The sequence below is a fragment of the Vibrio sp. WZ-1 genome, from assembly GCF_052037695.1.
Taxonomy (GTDB): domain Bacteria; phylum Pseudomonadota; class Gammaproteobacteria; order Enterobacterales; family Vibrionaceae; genus Vibrio.
In genome coordinates this window covers 38,929-56,932 of the sequence record NZ_JBQEQR010000047.1, presented here as the reverse complement: position 1 = coordinate 56,932, position 18,004 = coordinate 38,929, and the positions used below count along the sequence as shown (strand labels likewise).

At 45.9% G+C, this 18,004-nt stretch carries 20 protein-coding genes; 11 read left to right on the top strand and 9 right to left on the bottom strand.

The window, feature by feature from the left end; all coding sequences use genetic code 11:
• Positions 1-33: 33 nt before the first annotated feature.
• The 5 genes from ACTS60_RS02825 to ACTS60_RS02805 all read left to right on the top strand — a co-directional run bounded on the left by ACTS60_RS02825 (position 34) and on the right by ACTS60_RS02805 (position 4,453).
• Positions 34-468, top strand: a complete 435-nt coding sequence (locus ACTS60_RS02825) for a rhodanese-like domain-containing protein (RefSeq protein WP_010444044.1) — start codon at positions 34-36, stop codon at positions 466-468.
• Between the two features lie 181 nt (positions 469-649).
• On the top strand, positions 650-1,120 hold the full coding sequence (secB, locus tag ACTS60_RS02820) for a protein-export chaperone SecB (protein WP_010444047.1): 471 nt from the start codon (positions 650-652) through the stop codon (positions 1,118-1,120).
• 203 nt (positions 1,121-1,323) lie between these two features.
• The gene (gene gpsA / locus ACTS60_RS02815) at positions 1,324-2,361 is read left to right on the top strand and encodes an NAD(P)H-dependent glycerol-3-phosphate dehydrogenase (RefSeq protein WP_440887047.1); all 1,038 of its coding nucleotides are present in this window, start codon (positions 1,324-1,326) and stop codon (positions 2,359-2,361) included.
• 92 nt (positions 2,362-2,453) lie between these two features.
• On the top strand, positions 2,454-3,275 hold the full coding sequence (cysE, locus tag ACTS60_RS02810; protein ID WP_038884095.1) for a serine O-acetyltransferase: 822 nt from the start codon (positions 2,454-2,456) through the stop codon (positions 3,273-3,275).
• A 29-nt stretch (positions 3,276-3,304) separates the two neighbouring features.
• The gene (locus ACTS60_RS02805; RefSeq protein ID WP_440887046.1) at positions 3,305-4,453 is read left to right on the top strand and encodes a murein hydrolase activator EnvC family protein; all 1,149 of its coding nucleotides are present in this window, start codon (positions 3,305-3,307) and stop codon (positions 4,451-4,453) included.
• A gap of 88 nt (positions 4,454-4,541) precedes the next feature.
• Here ACTS60_RS02805 and ACTS60_RS02800 read toward each other — a convergent pair whose 3' ends face one another.
• The 4 genes from ACTS60_RS02800 to epmA all read right to left on the bottom strand — a co-directional run bounded on the left by ACTS60_RS02800 (position 4,542) and on the right by epmA (position 7,696).
• Positions 4,542-5,498, bottom strand: a complete 957-nt coding sequence (locus tag ACTS60_RS02800; protein ID WP_440887045.1) for a DHH family phosphoesterase — start codon at positions 5,496-5,498, stop codon at positions 4,542-4,544.
• A 186-nt stretch (positions 5,499-5,684) separates the two neighbouring features.
• Complete coding sequence (locus ACTS60_RS02795; RefSeq protein WP_440887044.1) at positions 5,685-6,320, bottom strand: TetR/AcrR family transcriptional regulator; 636 nt, start codon at positions 6,318-6,320, stop codon at positions 5,685-5,687.
• Positions 6,321-6,341: 21 nt separating this feature from the next.
• Positions 6,342-6,716, bottom strand: a complete 375-nt coding sequence (locus tag ACTS60_RS02790; protein WP_440887043.1) for a VanZ family protein — start codon at positions 6,714-6,716, stop codon at positions 6,342-6,344.
• 8 nt (positions 6,717-6,724) lie between these two features.
• Positions 6,725-7,696 (bottom strand): elongation factor P--(R)-beta-lysine ligase, encoded by a 972-nt coding sequence (gene epmA / locus ACTS60_RS02785; RefSeq protein ID WP_440887042.1) that lies wholly within the window; start codon positions 7,694-7,696, stop codon positions 6,725-6,727.
• 449 nt (positions 7,697-8,145) lie between these two features.
• Here epmA and frdA point away from each other — a divergent pair, with 449 nt between their 5' ends.
• From frdA to frdD, 4 genes are read left to right on the top strand one after another with little or no spacing between them, the layout of a single operon-like run.
• The gene (frdA, locus tag ACTS60_RS02780; RefSeq protein ID WP_440887041.1) at positions 8,146-9,966 is read left to right on the top strand and encodes a fumarate reductase (quinol) flavoprotein subunit; all 1,821 of its coding nucleotides are present in this window, start codon (positions 8,146-8,148) and stop codon (positions 9,964-9,966) included.
• Complete coding sequence (locus ACTS60_RS02775; protein ID WP_010444063.1) at positions 9,966-10,724, top strand: succinate dehydrogenase/fumarate reductase iron-sulfur subunit; 759 nt, start codon at positions 9,966-9,968, stop codon at positions 10,722-10,724. Before frdA ends, ACTS60_RS02775 begins: the two co-directional genes overlap by 1 nt.
• A gap of 2 nt (positions 10,725-10,726) precedes the next feature.
• The gene (gene frdC, locus ACTS60_RS02770) at positions 10,727-11,110 is read left to right on the top strand and encodes a fumarate reductase subunit FrdC (RefSeq protein WP_038871007.1); all 384 of its coding nucleotides are present in this window, start codon (positions 10,727-10,729) and stop codon (positions 11,108-11,110) included.
• A gap of 12 nt (positions 11,111-11,122) precedes the next feature.
• The gene (gene frdD / locus ACTS60_RS02765) at positions 11,123-11,500 is read left to right on the top strand and encodes a fumarate reductase subunit FrdD (RefSeq protein WP_440887040.1); all 378 of its coding nucleotides are present in this window, start codon (positions 11,123-11,125) and stop codon (positions 11,498-11,500) included.
• 79 nt (positions 11,501-11,579) lie between these two features.
• Here the strand turns inward: frdD and ACTS60_RS02760 are convergent, their stop codons facing one another.
• Positions 11,580-12,263, bottom strand: a complete 684-nt coding sequence (locus tag ACTS60_RS02760; protein WP_440887039.1) for a nitroreductase family protein — start codon at positions 12,261-12,263, stop codon at positions 11,580-11,582.
• 200 nt (positions 12,264-12,463) lie between these two features.
• Positions 12,464-13,030: an elongation factor P gene (gene efp / locus ACTS60_RS02755; protein ID WP_440887038.1), complete on the bottom strand. Its 567-nt coding sequence runs from the start codon at positions 13,028-13,030 to the stop codon at positions 12,464-12,466.
• 32 nt (positions 13,031-13,062) lie between these two features.
• Here efp and epmB point away from each other — a divergent pair, with 32 nt between their 5' ends.
• Both epmB and ACTS60_RS02745 read left to right on the top strand, forming a co-directional pair.
• Positions 13,063-14,085 (top strand): EF-P beta-lysylation protein EpmB, encoded by a 1,023-nt coding sequence (gene epmB / locus ACTS60_RS02750; protein ID WP_440887037.1) that lies wholly within the window; start codon positions 13,063-13,065, stop codon positions 14,083-14,085.
• A 96-nt stretch (positions 14,086-14,181) separates the two neighbouring features.
• Positions 14,182-14,679: an MgtC/SapB family protein gene (locus tag ACTS60_RS02745; RefSeq protein ID WP_440887036.1), complete on the top strand. Its 498-nt coding sequence runs from the start codon at positions 14,182-14,184 to the stop codon at positions 14,677-14,679.
• Positions 14,680-14,756: 77 nt separating this feature from the next.
• On the opposite strand, the gene ACTS60_RS02740 is transcribed toward ACTS60_RS02745, so the two are convergent.
• From ACTS60_RS02740 to ACTS60_RS02730, 3 genes are all read right to left on the bottom strand, one after another.
• Positions 14,757-15,320 (bottom strand): VC2662 family protein, encoded by a 564-nt coding sequence (locus ACTS60_RS02740; protein ID WP_005425048.1) that lies wholly within the window; start codon positions 15,318-15,320, stop codon positions 14,757-14,759.
• A 476-nt stretch (positions 15,321-15,796) separates the two neighbouring features.
• Positions 15,797-17,443, bottom strand: coding sequence for a chaperonin GroEL (gene groL, locus ACTS60_RS02735; protein ID WP_005425042.1), 1,647 nt, complete (start codon positions 17,441-17,443; stop codon positions 15,797-15,799).
• A 77-nt stretch (positions 17,444-17,520) separates the two neighbouring features.
• Positions 17,521-17,811 (bottom strand): co-chaperone GroES, encoded by a 291-nt coding sequence (locus ACTS60_RS02730; protein ID WP_005381516.1) that lies wholly within the window; start codon positions 17,809-17,811, stop codon positions 17,521-17,523.
• Positions 17,812-18,004 lie beyond the last annotated feature (193 nt).

Below are 18,004 nucleotides of genomic sequence, written 5' to 3'. Positions count from 1 at the left end.
TATTTTTCCGCCAACAGTGCAAGAGCTCAAGACATGCAAGAGTACATTGATTTTTTCCAACAGAACATGATTCTATCTTTGGTTTGGGTAGGTCTTCTTGTCGCATTCATCATGAACATCGTGAAATCAGCGACGGCCGCATACAAAGAAGTAAACGTAAACCAACTGACTCACCTAATGAACCGTGAAAACGGTGTTGTGGTCGATATCCGCTCTAAAGATGAATTCAAACAGGGTCATATCACCGACGCACTTCACATTTTACCGTCAGACATCAAAGCAGGTAACTTCGGTAGCCTTGAAAACCGCAAATCTGACCCAATCATTGTAGTATGCAAAACGGGTCAAACCGCTCAAGAAAGCGCAAACCTACTAGCGAAAGCTGGCTTTGAAAATGTAAGCCTACTGAAAAATGGCCTGATTGCGTGGAGTGAAGCAAACCTCCCCCTAGTACGCGGTAAGAAATAATCTTCAAGCCCTGACAGGTATAAACTGAGTAAATAGAAAGCACTTGAAGCACTAAGTTGTGATGCCTTGCACGTAATACGCGCTTCACCTAGTCATATTAGATTTGCTCAGTTAGTCTCAAGACATATTTACGGGCTTAGAGATATCTAGGCCTAATAAACGATTATTTAAGGATTTAAAAATGGCTGAAGCAGCACCACAAGAAGCACAACAAAACTTCGCAATTCAACGTATCTTCCTAAAAGACGTTTCTTTCGAAGCTCCTAACTCACCAGTTATCTTCCAAAAAGAGTGGAACCCAGACGTTAAACTGGATCTAGACACTCAAAGCCGTGAACTAGGTGAAGGCGTTTACGAAGTAATCCTACGTCTAACAGTAACAGTGAAGAACGAAGAAGAAACAGCATTCCTATGTGAAGTTCAACAAGGTGGTATCTTCACTGCAGACAAGATGGAAGCAGGTCAACTGGCTCATTGCCTAGGTGCATTCTGCCCTAACATTCTATTCCCTTACGCTCGTGAAACTATCTCAAGCCTAGTTGTAAAAGGTACGTTCCCTCAACTGAACCTAGCGCCAGTTAACTTCGATGCGCTATTCATGAACTACCTACAGCAGCAAGCTCAGCAAGGCGAAGGCGAAGCTCAAGCGTAATTTAAGTAGTTCTTGACACACGACGGCAACGTGGTGTGAAACAATGTAAAAGCGAAATCAAAATGCACAACGCGTCCATCAGAAAGATGCATTGTGCATTTTTTGTTTCTGCCTTGTAATTAGGTACGCATAGGCGTCATTTACAGGTGGTAATTACTTGATTTGGTATTATCATTCAGAAAAAACAACGATCAGGCGGTAGCATGACACAAGCAAATACGAACAATGCCTACGGTAAAGACATTGCGATGACAGTAATTGGCGCTGGCTCTTACGGTACATCTCTAGCGATCTCTCTCGCTCGTAACGGTGCAAATGTGATCCTTTGGGGTCATGAGCAAGAGCATATGGCTCGTCTTGAAGCAGACCGCGCTAACCATGAGTTCTTACCAGGTATCGATTTTCCTGAAAGCTTGATTGTTGAGTCCAATCTAGAGAAAGCGGTTCAAGCAAGCCGTGACCTACTCGTTGTTGTGCCAAGTCATGTCTTTGGGATTGTACTAAACAGCCTTAAACCATTCCTACGTGAAGACTCGCGAATCTGCTGGGCAACCAAAGGCCTTGAGCCGGAAACCGGCCGCCTTCTAAAAGAAGTCGCATTTGATGTAATTGGTGAAAACTACTCTCTAGCCGTTTTATCGGGACCTACCTTTGCAAAAGAACTCGCCATGGGTATGCCAACAGCGATCTCAGTGGCTTCTCCCGACGCAGGCTTTGTTGCCGATCTGCAAGAAAAAATCCATTGCAGCAAAACTTTCCGCGTGTACGCAAACAATGATTTTATCGGCATGCAACTTGGCGGCGCGGTGAAAAACGTTATCGCGATTGGCGCAGGCATGTCTGACGGAATTGGCTTTGGTGCCAACGCTCGTACTGCATTGATCACCCGTGGCTTAGCAGAAATGAGTCGCCTTGGCGCGGCGCTTGGCGCTCAACCAGAAACCTTTATGGGCATGGCAGGACTTGGCGATCTAGTCTTAACTTGTACAGATAACCAATCACGCAACCGTCGCTTTGGTTTAGCTCTAGGGCAAGGTAAAGATGTCGACACCGCCCAGAAAGAAATCGGTCAAGTTGTGGAAGGCTACCGTAATACGAAAGAAGTATGGATGCTTTCCCAACGTATGGGTGTTGAGATGCCAATTGTTGACCAAATTTATCAAGTATTGTATCAAGGAAAGGATGCACACCTGGCAGCACAAGATTTACTTGCGCGTGACAAAAAATCAGAAGGAAAGTAGCACTCTAGCTCTCCTTTTTCCTCAGGAGAGGAAAGATACTAAAGTCGTAATAAAACTGTCGGGACAAGGAAGAACCACTCAGGATATTGAGAATGAAGCACTGCGAAAAACAAAAAGTTTGGAATAAGATCGTATCTGAAGCCCGTGAGATGTCAGAACAAGAGCCAATGTTGGCCAGTTTCTACCACGCGACCATCATCAAACATGACAGTTTGTGTGCGGCATTAAGTTACATCTTAGCCAACAAGTTGAACACCGCATCCATGCCAGCAATGGCGGTTCGAGAAGTGGTGGAAGAAGCATTTGCTGCAGACCCAACCATTACTGATGGTGCCGCTTGCGATATCTGTGCAACAGTCAATCGTGATCCAGCAGTCTCTATGTACTCGATGCCACTACTTTATCTTAAAGGTTACCACGCCCTACAAGGTTATCGTGTTGCCAACTGGTTATGGAAGCAAGGGCGTCATGCTCTTGCTACTTACCTACAAAACCAAATTTCTGTTGCCTGCCAGGTTGATATCCATCCTGCAGCACGCATCGGTAGTGGCATCATGCTCGACCACGCAACTGGAATCGTCATCGGTGAAACCGCAGTTGTTGAAAACGACGTATCGATTCTCCAAGACGTAACCTTAGGTGGTACCGGTAAAGAATGCGGTGACCGTCATCCAAAAATTCGCGAAGGCGTTATGATTGGTGCTGGTGCCAAAATTCTCGGCAATATCGAAGTGGGTGAAGGGGCGAAAATCGGTTCTTGTTCTGTTGTGCTGCAGCCCGTACCTCCGCATACGACGGTAGCGGGTGTTCCCGCAAAAATTGTCGGTCGTCCAAAAACGGACAAACCTTCCTTAGACATGGATCAGGGCTTCAATGGTAAATCGCAGAGCTTTATTCATGGAGACGGTATTTAAACACCTCTCGACTTTTTCTCAATGTTAGTGTGGTAGGTCGTAATCAAGTGAAAAAACGTAATTCTGTTGTCACCCGCTCTGCGGTCATTTTAGCTTGCGCATTATCTGCCACATTCTCCAGCTCAACTTTTGCAGTCAGCCAACAAGAACTAAAGGGCGTAAAGAGCGAAATTAATCGCCAACAACAGTCCCTCACATCTCAAGAAAAAAAACTGAACGACTTACAAAAGTCGCTAAAAGATCAAGAGCTTGGCATATCTAAGCTCGAACGAGACATTAAACAAACGAAATCTGAACTCGCACAAGCAGATCAAAATATCAATAAATTAGAAGAGAAAATTGCTCTTCAAGAAGCGCAACGCCAAGCCCAAGAAGAACAACTTAAACAGTTGATTCAAACCTATTATGTGACTGAGCGCGCCAAAGCCAATGGCCACCTTTTGAATGAAGGGATTGAAGAAGACCGCATTAGTCAGTACTTCCAACATCTTGCGAAAGCTCGCTCAGAAGTCATTGATGCGATAAGCAAAATTACAGAAGAGTTGGCACACAATAAAAACCAGCTTGAGCTTGAAAAAGCGCAAATTGAGAGCTTGTTGAAGCAACAATCTCAAAAACGCACTTCATTAGCATCAACGCAATCCAACCGAAAAAAAACGTTGGGGAAAATTCAAAAGAACATCAAAGACGACAAACGTTACTTAGCCGAACTGCAGCGCAACGAAACCCGCTTAAAAGCAGAAATAGCAAAAGCAGCTAAACGTAATGCCGTGCCTATGGACGGTATTGCCAAGCAGCGAGGAAAGCTACCGTGGCCTATCAAAGGGCGTGTATTACACAACTTCGGTACCAAGCAAACTGGCCAAGTAAACTGGAAAGGCATGGTGTTATCGGCCAATTACGGCCAACAAGTGAAAGCGGTCTATTCCGGTACCGTGGTATTTGCCGAATACCTACGTGGTTATGGCTTAGTGGTACTACTTGACCACGGTAAAGGCGACATGACCCTTTACGGCTACAACCAAGCGTTAACTAAGAAGGAAGGCGATAAGGTCACCGCAGGTGAAGTGATTGCCCTTGCGGGGGATACCGGTGGTCAAGACCGCGCCTCACTCTACTTCGAGATTCGCCGCAACAGTGAAGCGCAAAACCCGAAATCTTGGTTAAAGCGTTTATAACTACCGTTCGTCATCGCAGCTTATAAGCAGATAACTAAAAACAAAGGAGCCATTCGGCTCCTTTGTTGTATTCGGATTTAGAAAAACGCTAGGCGTAATACGTCTCTACTGCGTCGATGAAAGCACTGACATCGTCTTTGCTTAGTGCATTGATGCCCGCGGCGGCTTCTCGACCACCGCCCGTTGGAAACTGCCCACACACCGCCACGGCACCTTGCTTGTTATTCAACGGGGCACGAAGAGAAACTGTGTAAGTACCATCGGCATTTTCCGTTAACACCGCATGCGCAGAGTCTGGGTTTTGGTTTGCAAGCCAGTTGCCATAAACACCACTGATTCGGCGTGATGCCGCATTATTTGGCAGTTCGAACAACTTGAGTTTGGTGCTTTCGTGAGTTGCAGGAACCGCCTGCGCCGCATCCATATCTTGCTGATAAGCCGATTGTAATTGGTAGTATGGCGACGCTTTATCTGCAATCGCATCGAATGGTGACACGTACTGCTTCAACGCTCGGTACAAGTCGGCAGGATGAAAGTGGAGGTCATCCACTTTAGAGCCGTAGCCGTTGTAGTTAATCAATGTACCCAGCTCTTTTAACTGCGCTTTTTGCTCTTCACTGAGTCCGGCTTTATCTGCCAGTGCATCTGCTTTAGCAATTAAGTTGTCACCGTACGCAGCAGTAATCGCCCACGTATGGAAACGTCCTTCCAGCAACTGATCGACAATCAAAGCGGTACATATGTTGGCGTCGAGATCGATGTGTGCATCCAAATTACCATGCTGAGGTATCTCTTCCGCTTTGTGGTGATCAGCATAAAACACGTGTGCGCCTTGAGCTAAAGCTTGCTCCAGACCTACCATGTTCTTTTCCATTGAAATGTCCAACACTGTCAGCTCATCGCCTGCTTGCATTTCCACTTTTTCCACTAGCTTGATGTCGCGCTTAACGCCCGTCACCAACTCAGCATCGATGGGATCGGCTAAACGCAATTGCAGTAATGCGATGATGCCGTCAGCATCGCCATTAAAAATGTCGTAATTCATTGAACGGTAAATCCTTTATCGAGAGTCATATCCTAACGGGTGATTTAGGAGTGCATGAATCCTATTGTGCGAAATGAGTACAGCAAGTCAACTCAAGGAGGGTGTTGAAAATGAGAGCTGCGCTCTAAACTCTAGGTATTGCACCATGCTCTCATATTCTTAATTTAAGAAGGAGGGAAAATAGTATTAACTGTGCAGTCGACTCACCGCCTCTTCAAGCAGCAGCAATTGTTCCATACCCTGCTCGGTTGCCACTGGCTTAACCACGTTGAGCATTTGCAGCATGCCTTGTTTCACCATTTGCTCAGTGATTTCGGTCTTTGGAGACATCGCCGATTGATACGCCAACCAACTACATGCGATAAGGTGCAAGGTGCATACCAGTGATTTCAACTGTTCTTGATCGATATTCAGCAGCTTTAACGATACAAACTCTTGCATGATCGCAATCAGGTTGGCTTGCAACTTCTCTTGAACATCCATGTATTCGTCATGCAATTGCTCATCTCGAGAAAGGATCTCTGGCAAATTTGCGTAGAAAAAACGGTACTTCCACATCAAGGTAAAAATCGAGTCGAGATAGCTTTTCAGCATGGTTAGACTTTCTTGAGAGCCTTGGATTGGAGTAAATCGCTCTAATAGTTCCGCAGAATAAAGCGCAAAGATCTCACGTACGATTTCTTGTTTATTGCGAAAATGGTAGTAGAGATTACCTGGGCTAATTTCAATATGATCAGCAATGTGATTGGTCGTGATATTGCGCTCACCATGTTGATTAAACAACTCCAGTGCGGCATAGACGATTTTGTCGCGCGTTTTCATGGTTATCGTATTCCCTCTTCATTAACCTTTCGAGTATAGCGACTTCACTATGGTAGGTCGATAGAGGGCAAAAATACAGCAACATAGCAGACCAGTGAGAATGCCGCTGGCGTTAGCAATCAAGTCATACCAAGAGGGTTGTCTGCCCACATACCCCTGTAGGATTTCAATCACACCGCTAAATAGTAATATACCCATCGCAATGGCCCAACGCTGACGCCACTGCGATACACAAAAACAGCCTAAGAAAGCAAAACCACTGTAGGCCATGGCATGCTGCACCTTATCTAAGTAAGCAATATTGCCCCAATCTTGCAAATCGCCAGAACTCAAAGACAAGTAAGCGATCAATGCTCCAAAACTCAATAGAATAATACGGGCAGCGGCCAGATTCATGGTAGTTCCTATGCGATTGGGAACGGGAAAGCGGTCACTTGGTCGATGTGATCACAACCCAGTGCCAACATGATCAAGCGGTCAACACCTAGAGCCACACCAGCGCAATCTGGCAAGCCAGCTTCTAATGCACCAATCAGATGGTAATCAATAGGTTGTGGCTTCAAGCCCATTTCTAGGCGCTTAGCGTTATCTTGTTCAAATCGCGCTAGTTGCTCTTTCGGGTTGTCCAGCTCGTGGAAACCGTTCGCCAACTCAATGCCTTTGAAATACACCTCGAAGCGATCCGCAACTCGGTTATCTTGCGGATTGATCTTTGCCAGTGCCGCTTGCGATGCAGGGAAGTCATAAACAAATGCCGGTACTTGCTGACCAATCTTGGCTTCCACACCAATGCTGAACAACAATTGCAGCAAAGTATCACGATCTTCTTCAGGCTCAGCAATATCACTCAGCCCTAGTTTAGCCGCAACCACTTTTAGCTCTTGCATTGAGCCTTCTAGTGGGCACACACCTAGCACATCAATAAAGGCTTGCTGGTAAGTCATGCGTTCTGCGGCACTACTTTTCAAAACAAGTTGCAACAGTTCATCCATTTCATCCATCAATGCATGGTGATCAAAGCCAATACGGTACCACTCCAACATGGTGAACTCAGGATTGTGATGACGCCCATTCTCTTCATTCCGAAACGCTTTGTTGATTTGATAAATACAACCACTGCCTGCCGCAAGTAGACGTTTCATATGGAATTCAGGACTGGTCATGAAAAATAACTTACTGCCATCTGCATAACCAGGGCCGACAAATTCAGTCTGAAAGGTATGCAAATGAATATCCGTTACCGTAGCATGGCTCATGGCTGGCGTGTCCACTTCCATCACCTGTCGCTCGGCAAAGAATTGACGAATAGAGGTGATCAACGCAGCACGTTGACGAAGTTGTTCCATAGACGCAGTAGGCTGCCAGTTGGTTTGCATAACAAAACTCTCAGTACATTAATGAGCGGGAAAAATAGCAATTTTGGCATGCTTTGCCTAGTTCATCGAGGGGGGAAATTGCTCAAATGTGATTGAGTAAATACGAATAACAATCGATTAAAATTGAAGCAAGTATTCCACGTCCTACAGTACAGAAAACATTCACAACTAAGCCTATTATCAATGATACTAATGTCGTGCAACAGAAGTGCAACATTGATAGAAATTACGTTTGTATGTCATATGTTTCGTGCCGTGATAGCAGTCACATAACCTAGAATTTCTATGCTCTCGTGTGCATTACTGGAGAAAAAACCCAAATACATCAATTTTTCTGCCACAAGCCTCCCCTACACTAACCCTACTACTTTTGAGGGATAGCCCAAAAGCCCTTCCCTCACACCCACAATAACAAGCGGATTTCCGCAATCACACACTGGAGGATAACTGTGCAAATTATCACCACAGATATCGCAGTCATCGGCGCAGGCGGCGCTGGTCTTCGTACTGCTATTGCAGCGGCTGAAGCAAACCCGGACTTAGAAGTAGCACTTATTTCTAAAGTTTACCCAATGCGCTCCCATACGGTTGCTGCAGAAGGTGGCTCAGCAGCAGTTATCAAGGATGAAGATAGTCTAGACAATCACTTCAACGATACCGTTGGCGGTGGTGACTGGCTATGTGAACAGGACGTTGTTGAATACTTTGTAGAGAACGCGACTCGCGAAATGATCCAAATGGAGCAATGGGGTTGCCCATGGAGTCGTAAAGAGAACGGTGAAGTCAACGTACGCCGCTTTGGTGGTATGAAGGTTGAACGTACTTGGTTCGCTGCAGATAAAACTGGCTTCCACATGCTTCACACGCTATTCCAGACGTCGATGAAGTACGACAACATCAAACGCTTTGATGAGTACTTTGTTGTCGATTTGCTTGTTGATGAAGGTGAAGTACAAGGTCTGATTGCAATCCACATGTCTGAAGGTGAACTAGTTACGATTAAAGCGAAGTCTGTCGTACTAGCAACAGGTGGCGCAGGTCGCGTTTACCACTGTAACACCAACGGCGGTATCGTAACGGGCGACGGTATGGCGATGGCTTACCGCCACGGCGTTCCTCTACGTGATATGGAATTCGTTCAGTACCACCCAACAGGTCTTCCTGGTACGGGTATCTTGATGACCGAAGGTTGTCGTGGTGAAGGCGGTATCATCGTTAACAAAGACGGCTACCGTTACCTACAAGATTACGGCATGGGCCCAGAGACTCCTGTGGGCGAGCCGAAAAACAAATACATGGAACTTGGTCCTCGTGACAAAGTTTCTCAAGCGTTCTGGCACGAACAACAGAAAGGCAACACCATCAAGCACCCTCTAGGTGACGTGGTGCATCTAGATCTTCGCCACCTGGGTGAAGAGTATCTACAAGAGCGTCTGCCATTCATCTGTGAACTAGCAAAAGCTTACGTGAACGTTGACCCAGCAAAAGAGCCAATTCCAATTCGTCCAACCGTTCACTACACCATGGGTGGTATTGAGACTAACGGCGAATGTGAAACTCGCATTAAAGGTCTGTTCGCAGTGGGCGAATGTGCGTCTGTTGGTCTTCATGGCGCAAACCGCCTAGGTTCTAACTCATTGGCTGAGTTCGTAGTATTCGGTCGCGTTGCGGGTGAACAAGCCGTGAAACGTGCTGCCGAATTCAAAGGCTGGAACGAAGAATCTATCGCGGCTCAAGTGAAAGCGGTTGAAGCACGTATCGAAGCACTGATGAACCAAGAAGGCGAAGAAAACTGGGCAGATATCCGTACTGAAATGGGTCACACCATGGAAGCGGGTTGTGGTATCTACCGCCAAGAAGATTTGATGCAAGCAACGATTGATAAGATCACTGAACTTAAAGCTCGTTACAAACAGATCAGCATCAAAGATAAAGGCAAAGTGTTCAACACTGACCTTCTATACGCTATCGAAGTGGGTTACGGCCTAGAAGTAGCAGAAGCGATGGTTCACTCAGCAATCCTACGTAAAGAATCTCGTGGTGCGCACCAACGTCTAGACGACGGTTGCACTGAGCGTGACGATGAGAACTTCCTGAAACACTCACTCGCTTTCTTCCAAGAAGATGCAGCACCAAGCATCGACTACAGCAACGTGAAGATCACTAAATCTCAGCCAAAAGCACGTCTATACGGTGAAGCGGCAGAGAAAGCAGCAGCAGCAGAAAAAGCCGCTGAAGCAGAAGCGAAGAGCGCAGAGGAGCAAGCATAATGTCAGCAAACCGCATTCAAAAAGTAGACATTCTGCGTTACGACCCTGAGAAGGACGCGGAGCCATACAAACAAACATTCGAAGTTCCTTTTGATGAAACCATGTCTGTGCTTGATGCACTTGGTTACATCAAAGATCACCTAGATAAAGATCTGTCTTACCGCTGGTCTTGTCGTATGGCGATCTGTGGTTCTTGCGGCATCATGGTAAACAACGTGCCTAAACTAGCTTGTAAGAGCTTCCTACGTGATTACCCAAATGGCGTGACTATCGAGCCACTGGCAAACTTCCCAATCGAGAAAGATTTGATCGTCGACATGACACCGTTCATCGAGCGTCTAGAAGCCATCAAGCCTTACATCATTGGTAACGACCGCAAACCAGAAGACGGCACTAACCTACAAACGCCAGAGCAAATGGCGAAGTACAAGCAATTTGCTGGCTGTATCAACTGTGGCCTTTGCTACGCGGCATGTCCTCAGTTTGGTTTGAACCCTGAGTTCATCGGCCCTGCAGCACTGACTCTGGCACACCGCTACAACCTAGACAGCCGTGACAATGGTAAAGCTGAGCGTATGAAGCTGATCAACGGCGAAAACGGCGCTTGGGGCTGTACTTTTGTAGGCTACTGTTCTGAAGTTTGTCCGAAAAGCGTGGATCCTGCAGCGGCAGTAAACCAAGGCAAAGTGGAGTCTTCTATGGACTTCGTGATTGCGATGTTGAAACCTGATGGTTCACCAAAGAAAGTGGAGGCATAAGGATGAGCAACCGTAAACCTTACGTTCGTGAAATAAAACGCACATGGTGGAAGAACCATCCTTTCTACCGCTTCTACATGGTACGTGAAGCAACGGTGCTTCCTCTGATCCTATTCACTATCTTCCTGACTTTTGGTCTGGGTTCATTAGTGAAAGGCCCAGAAGCTTGGCAAGGTTGGTTGGAGTTCATGGCAAACCCTATCGTAGTCGCAATTAACATCGTTGCGCTACTTGGCAGCCTATTCCACGCACAAACCTTCTTCAGCATGATGCCACAAGTAATGCCTATTCGCCTGAAAGGCAAACCAGTGGATAAGAAAATCATCGTTCTGACTCAGTGGGCGGCAGTAGCGTTCATCTCACTGATCGTTCTCATCGTGGTGTAAGGAGCTTTAGTAATGAAACCGAATTATAGCGTTAACACAGCACCAAAGCGTTCTGATGAACCAATCTGGTGGGGTCTATTTGGTGCCGGCGGTACTTGGTTTGCAATGATCACACCAATCACAGTACTGGTACTGGGTATCTTGGTACCACTAGGCGTGATTGATGCAGAAGCAATGAGTTACGAGCGTGTATCTACATTCGCAACCAGCATCATCGGCGCACTGTTCATCATCGGTACACTAGCATTGCCAATGTGGCATGCAATGCACCGTCTACATCACGGCATGCACGACCTTAAATTCCACACTGGTGTGGTAGGTAAAATCGCATGTTACGCGTTTGCAGGTCTTATCTCTGCACTAGCAGTTGTCTTTATCTTCATGATTTAAGAAACTGACTTAAATGAAAAAAAGCTGGCACCTCGCCAGCTTTTTTATTGCCTGCTATCTCGAACCTTCCCACTAGTTGCTACTCAATAAAGGTGGCGATTTCATCCAGAGATTTCTTGTTCATTGCATGCTCTGGAATCGTTGCATCCTCTTCCGGATAGCCGGTCACAATCAACATATACGGACGATCGACATCGTTGTCTCGCCCACAAATCTTACTCAAGAAACTCATCGGCTTTGGCGTATGAGTCAGCATACCTAAGCCTGCGTTATGCAGTGCTTGAAGTAAAAAGCCCGTGGCAATCCCTACCGACTCATGCACATAGTAATTGGTCTGTTCACCATCGTTATTCACACCACCTTTCTTCTGCGAAAACACCGCAATCAACCATGGCGCTTTTTCTAAATACGGTTTACTGGCATTGGTACCAAGCGGTTTCAGTGCATCTAGCCATTCTTGCCCTGCTCGTCCTTCATAGAAAGAACGTTCTAACTCTTCAGCGGCTTGGCGGATCTGCCCTTTGACATCCGCACTGTTTATCGCAACAAAATGCCAAGGCTGATGGTTGGCACCACTCGGAGCTGTACCAGCAGCTCGAATGCAGTGCTCAATCACTTCTTTCGCCACTGGACGATCAGAGAAGCTACGAATCGAATGACGGCGCTGAAGTTGCTCAAAATTATGTACAGCTCTTGCGGCCATTTCTTGCGGAGAGTATTCAATAAAGTCGGTTAGCGGGTGATGTTGCTCTTGTATCGACATAGTGCTTCCTTGCGCTTATTAGATGTAGCTTCACTATAGCCACAATTCTCACGTTCGCCCTTTTATCTTCATAAAATCAATGTGGTATTGAGATGGTGTGCAAATATTCATCGGCAAATAACAGACAAACTAAGGAAGAATTACAGGTAATAAAAAAGGCCGCCGAAGCGACCTTTTTTATCTGATACGTTTGGGTGAAATTACTTCACACGGCCTACGTATTCACCAGTACGAGTGTCAACTTTGATCACTTCGCCGATTGCGATGAATAGTGGAACACGAACAACAGCGCCAGTTGCTAGTGTAGCTGGTTTACCACCAGTGCCTTGCGTATCACCTTTCAGACCTGGATCGGTATCTGTAACTTCTAGCTCAACGAAGTTTGGTGGAGTAACTGTAATTGGGTTACCGTTCCAAAGCGTGATCATACAAGTGTTGTTTTCTACCAACCACTTAGCGTTTTCGCCAACCGCTTTCACGTCTGCCGCGATCTGCTCGAAAGTTTCGTTGTTCATAAAGTGGTAGAATTCGCCGTCTGAATATAGATAATCTAGATCGATATCCATTACGTCTGCCACTTCACAAGTGTCACCAGACTTGAATGTTTTCTCTAGCACTTTACCAGAAAGAAGTTTACGAATTTTAACGCGGTTGAACGCTTGGCCTTTACCTGGTTTAACGTATTCGTTTTCCAGGATTACACAAGGCTCGTTATCAAGCATTAACTTAAGGCCGCCTTTAAATTCATTGGTGCTAACTGTAGCCATTTTGTCCTCTTACATTCTTAGAGCTAAATTCAATGCCGCACATAATAACCCGAAAAGTCGAATCTGTTGAGCAAAACTGGCTCAAACAGTTAGCGAATGGGATCTCTGATCCTGCAAAACTGCTAGAAATGTTGGAAATTGATCCATCGCCATGGCAAGACGGGTTTGCTGCGCGCAAGCTGTTTGCACAGCGTGTACCGCAAAGTTTTGTCGATAGGATGGAAAAAGGCAATCCTTACGATCCACTTTTACGCCAAGTATTACCTTTGAGTGCTGAGTTTGAGGTACATGACGGTTATTCCAATGACCCATTGGACGAGCAAGATAACGACATCCCCGGGCTATTACATAAATACCACAATCGCGCCTTGATGATCGTGAAAGGTGGCTGCGCGGTCAACTGCCGATATTGCTTCCGTCGCCACTTCCCTTATCAAGAAAATAAAAGTGGTAAACAAGCGTGGAGCAAATGCCTAGAATACATGGCGCAACGACCTGAGTTAAACGAAGTGATCTTCTCCGGCGGCGATCCGCTAATGGCCAAAGACGATGAGATCCACTGGTTACTGGAACACATCGCACAAATCCCGCATATCAAACGTCTGCGTATTCACAGCCGTTTGCCTGTGGTCATTCCCGCTCGCATCACTGACGAGTTGTGCCACCTTCTACGTGCGTCTCACTTACAAATTATTTTGGTCACTCACATCAACCACGCCAACGAAATCAACTCTGAACTTACTGCTCAAATGGCCAAGTTAAAACAAGCTGGTGTGACTTTGCTTAACCAAGGTGTACTGCTGAAAGGCGTGAATGACAGCGTAGACGCGCAAGTTGACCTCAATGAGGCCTTGTTTGATGCGGGTATTTTGCCTTATTACCTGCATGTTTTGGATAAAGTCCAAGGAGCGGCACATTTCTTTGTCTCTGATGAAGAAGCAAAAGAAATCATGCGCGGCGTTATTACTCGGGTTTCTGGCTATCTGGTACCTAAACTGGCCCGAGAAATAGGCGGTCGTCCAAGTAAGACCCCTCTGGATCTGCACTTAGAGTAGCGCGTTGCTCGTATAAGATTTTGTCGTAACAAATAAAAGCTTTTGTTCGATAAGACGGTCTTATCTATGCATACTCCGACAATCTTGGAGGTTAAGATGCAAGCAACTTTTGAACAATTATTCGATCTTGGCCCATTCAGCTGGCCTGCGTTAGCCTGTTGCGCCATCAACGGTTTAATGATCGGTATAGAGCGCCAAACTCGTGGTAAGCCTGTTGGTATCCGAACTGCCATTCTCGTTATCTCTGGTACCTATTTGTTTATGTCGATGGCGGTTTCGTTGTCGCCAAATACCCTCGACCAAGCTCGTGTGCTTGGTCAGATCATTACTGGCGTCGGCTTCTTAGGCGCAGGGGTGATGATGACACAAGACGGAAAAATCCATGGTGTAACATCCGCTGCTGTGATTTGGGTATTAGCTGGGTTAGGTTTGATGATAGGTTTAGGCTATTTAACCCAATCGGTCGTGATTACCGTTTTAGCACTGACTGTATTGCTTGGTGTGGATAGAGCAGAGAACCGTGTCAAAGCTCTGCGCCGTGGCGTACACCAGAAAATGCAGCAACGAAAAACGTCTACGCGTTTAATAAAATAAACCGCTCAATAAAAAAGACCCCAACATTATATTGGGGTCTTTTGCTATCTGGAATTTATCGTGGAAGGTCGCTTAACTTATTTTGCGAAGTTCACGATTGGAAAACACTTGAAGAAGCCGTTGTCCGCACAGTTTAGAAGACCGATTTGAACACCATCGATTTGGTCAGTCATGTTGAAGAAACCTAGCTGGAAGTTAGACTTTTTAGAGATACTTGCCAAGCCGATATCAGCCATTGTGTAACCTTCAGAGTAGTTCACCGCACTCCAGTTTAGACCTTCAACGTTGTTAGTTACGTTTACTGCACCTAGGTTAAGACCTGTAGTTTGGCCTTGGTTCCAGTTGAATAGACCTAGCGAAACACCTTTCATTTCTTGGTTTACTTTAGATGCACCAAAGAAAAGGCCAAAGTTAACACCAGTAGTACGGTCTGTTTCAGACATACCTAGTAGAGAGAAGTCGACACCTTTCACTTCGTTCACTTGACCGTGAAGAACCGCAAGACGAACACCACCAACAGAAGAGTTAGAAGGCGCGTTGGTGTTGTCGATAGTAGAGAACATAACTGGCGTGCTATCAGCAAGAGCAACAGGTGAAGCAATAGCGGCTGCAACAGCCAATGACGTCATAAGCTTTTTCATTTTCATCTCCATGGGGGAATAATCACTTTACAACATAGTGTAATGTACAAATTTTGCTCCATTTTAACTCAATAAATGTTAGCTGGAAGTCATATTTAACTCTCTGACAAATAAAGCAATTAATTCATCATAATTATTTATCTGCATGTTCCCTGACGATATACGCACAATGCCCGCACAATTGCGTGCTTTTACATCAATTTCACCAACTCAATTGCGCAGAACAAATTAAGAAATTCAATGCCATATTTGGAAGCAAAAGCGAAAATTAACCACCTCAAACGCCCGCTTTTTCTCACGCCAATAACAGCAGATACAAAAAAGCCGAGGCATCCGCTTCGGCTTAATAGTTTGGTTTGGTCGGTTGTCTTTAAGCTATAACACCTTAGAGCAAAGAGAAAGCGCGGAGTTTACGCACGTAAATGAGCACTTTCGATGCCGCTATAAGGGGTTAAAGCGACAAGACAAGCAGCAAATTACATCATGCCGCCCATACCACCCATACCGCCCATACCACCCATGTCTGGCATACCAGCGCCATCTTTCTGTGGTAGGTCAGTCACCATAGCTTCAGTTGTGATCATTAGACCTGCTACTGATGCTGCGAATTGTAGTGCGCTACGAGTTACTTTAGTTGGATCTAGGATACCCATCTCTAGCATGTCACCGTATTCGCCTGTTGCTGCGTTGTAGCCATAAGAACCTTCACCCGCTTTCACGTTGTTCGCTACTACTGACTCTTCGTCACCTGCATTCTTTGTGATTTGACGGATGGGCGCTTCCATTGCACGTAGTGCAACGCGGATACCAACGTTTTGCTCTTCGTTGTCACCTTCTAGGTCAACAATCTTAGATGCCGCACGGATTAGTGCTACACCACCACCAGCAACAACGCCTTCTTCAACCGCTGCGCGAGTCGCGTGTAGCGCGTCTTCTACGCGGTCTTTCTTCTCTTTCATCTCAACTTCAGTTGCTGCACCAACTTTGATTACTGCAACACCGCCTGCTAGCTTAGCAACGCGCTCTTGTAGTTTCTCTTTGTCGTAGTCTGAAGTTGCATCTTCGATTTGCTGACGGATTTGAGCAACACGACCTTGGATCATTGCTTCTTCACCCATGCCATCGATGATGGTTGTGTTTTCTTTTGTGATTGCAACGCGCTTCGCTTGACCTAGGTCTTCTAGTGCTACTTTTTCTAGCTCTAGACCAACTTCTTCAGAAATCACGATACCGCCCGTTAGGATAGCGATGTCTTGTAGCATTGCTTTACGACGGTCACCGAAACCAGGCGCTTTCACAGCAGCAACTTTCACGATGCCGCGCATGTTGTTCACAACAAGTGTTGCTAGTGCTTCACCTTCTACGTCTTCAGCGATGATCAGTAGTGGGCGAGATGCTTTTGCTACTGCTTCTAGTGCTGGAAGAAGTTCACGGATGTTCGATACTTTCTTATCGATCAGAAGGATGAATGGGTTTTCTAGCTCAACGCTGCCTGCTTCTTGGTTGTTGATGAAGTAAGGAGATAGGTAACCGCGGTCGAACTGCATACCTTCTACTACGTCTAGCTCGTCTTGTAGCGCTTGACCTTCTTCAACAGTGATAACACCGTCGCGACCAACTTTTTCCATTGCTTCAGCAATGATGTTACCTACGCTTGAGTCAGAGTTCGCAGAGATAGTACCAACCTGTGCGATAGCTTTGGTGTCGTTACACTCAACAGATAGCTCTTTTAGTTGCTCAACCGCTGCGATTACCGCTTTGTCGATACCGCGCTTAAGATCCATTGGGTTCATACCCGCTGCTACTGCTTTTAGACCTTCGTTTACGATTGCTTGCGCTAGTACAGTTGCTGTTGTTGTACCGTCACCCGCTGCGTCGTTTGCTTTAGACGCAACTTCTTTAACCATTTGTGCGCCCATGTTCTGGAACTTGTCTTCCAGCTCAATTTCACGCGCTACTGATACACCATCTTTAGTGATTGTTGGTGCACCAAAAGATTTGTCTAGAACTACGTTACGACCTTTAGGACCCAGTGTTACTTTTACTGCGTCCGCTAGAACGTTTACACCTTCTAGCATTTTAACTCGTGCGTCATTACCAAATTTAACGTCTTTAGCAGCCATCTTTAGTTTCCTTTTCTAAATTCTTAAATTTTGATTAGCATTTGAATCTGAGCAAAAAAATTACTCAATGATTGCTATTACTCAACGATCGCCATGATGTCGTTTTCAGACATTACTAGCACTTCTTTACCGTCGATTTTTTCAGTCTTAGTGCCGTAGCCTTCAGCGAAGATAACGGTATCACCAACTTTAACGTCCAATGGCAGCACTGTGCCGTTTTCTAGGATGCGGCCTTTACCTACAGCTAGAACAACACCACGTGTTGATTTTTCCGCAGCAGAACCAGTTAGAACGATGCCACCCGCTGACTTTGATTCAACTTCTTTACGTTCTACGATAACTCGGTCATGTAATGGACGAATGTTCATCGGTCGTCTCTCCTGAAAGTTTCCATGTTTATTTGATAATTGCCCGCGTAGGGCACGTGATCACTATATAAGGGGCAAACCCAACGATCCCAAGGGGTAGACGTGATTTTTTTGTGACTTAGTTAAAATAACCAGCAGCCAGGCAACGGTTTGCGCGCGAAATGCTCACTCGCCGAGGCAACGGCTTTCTTGT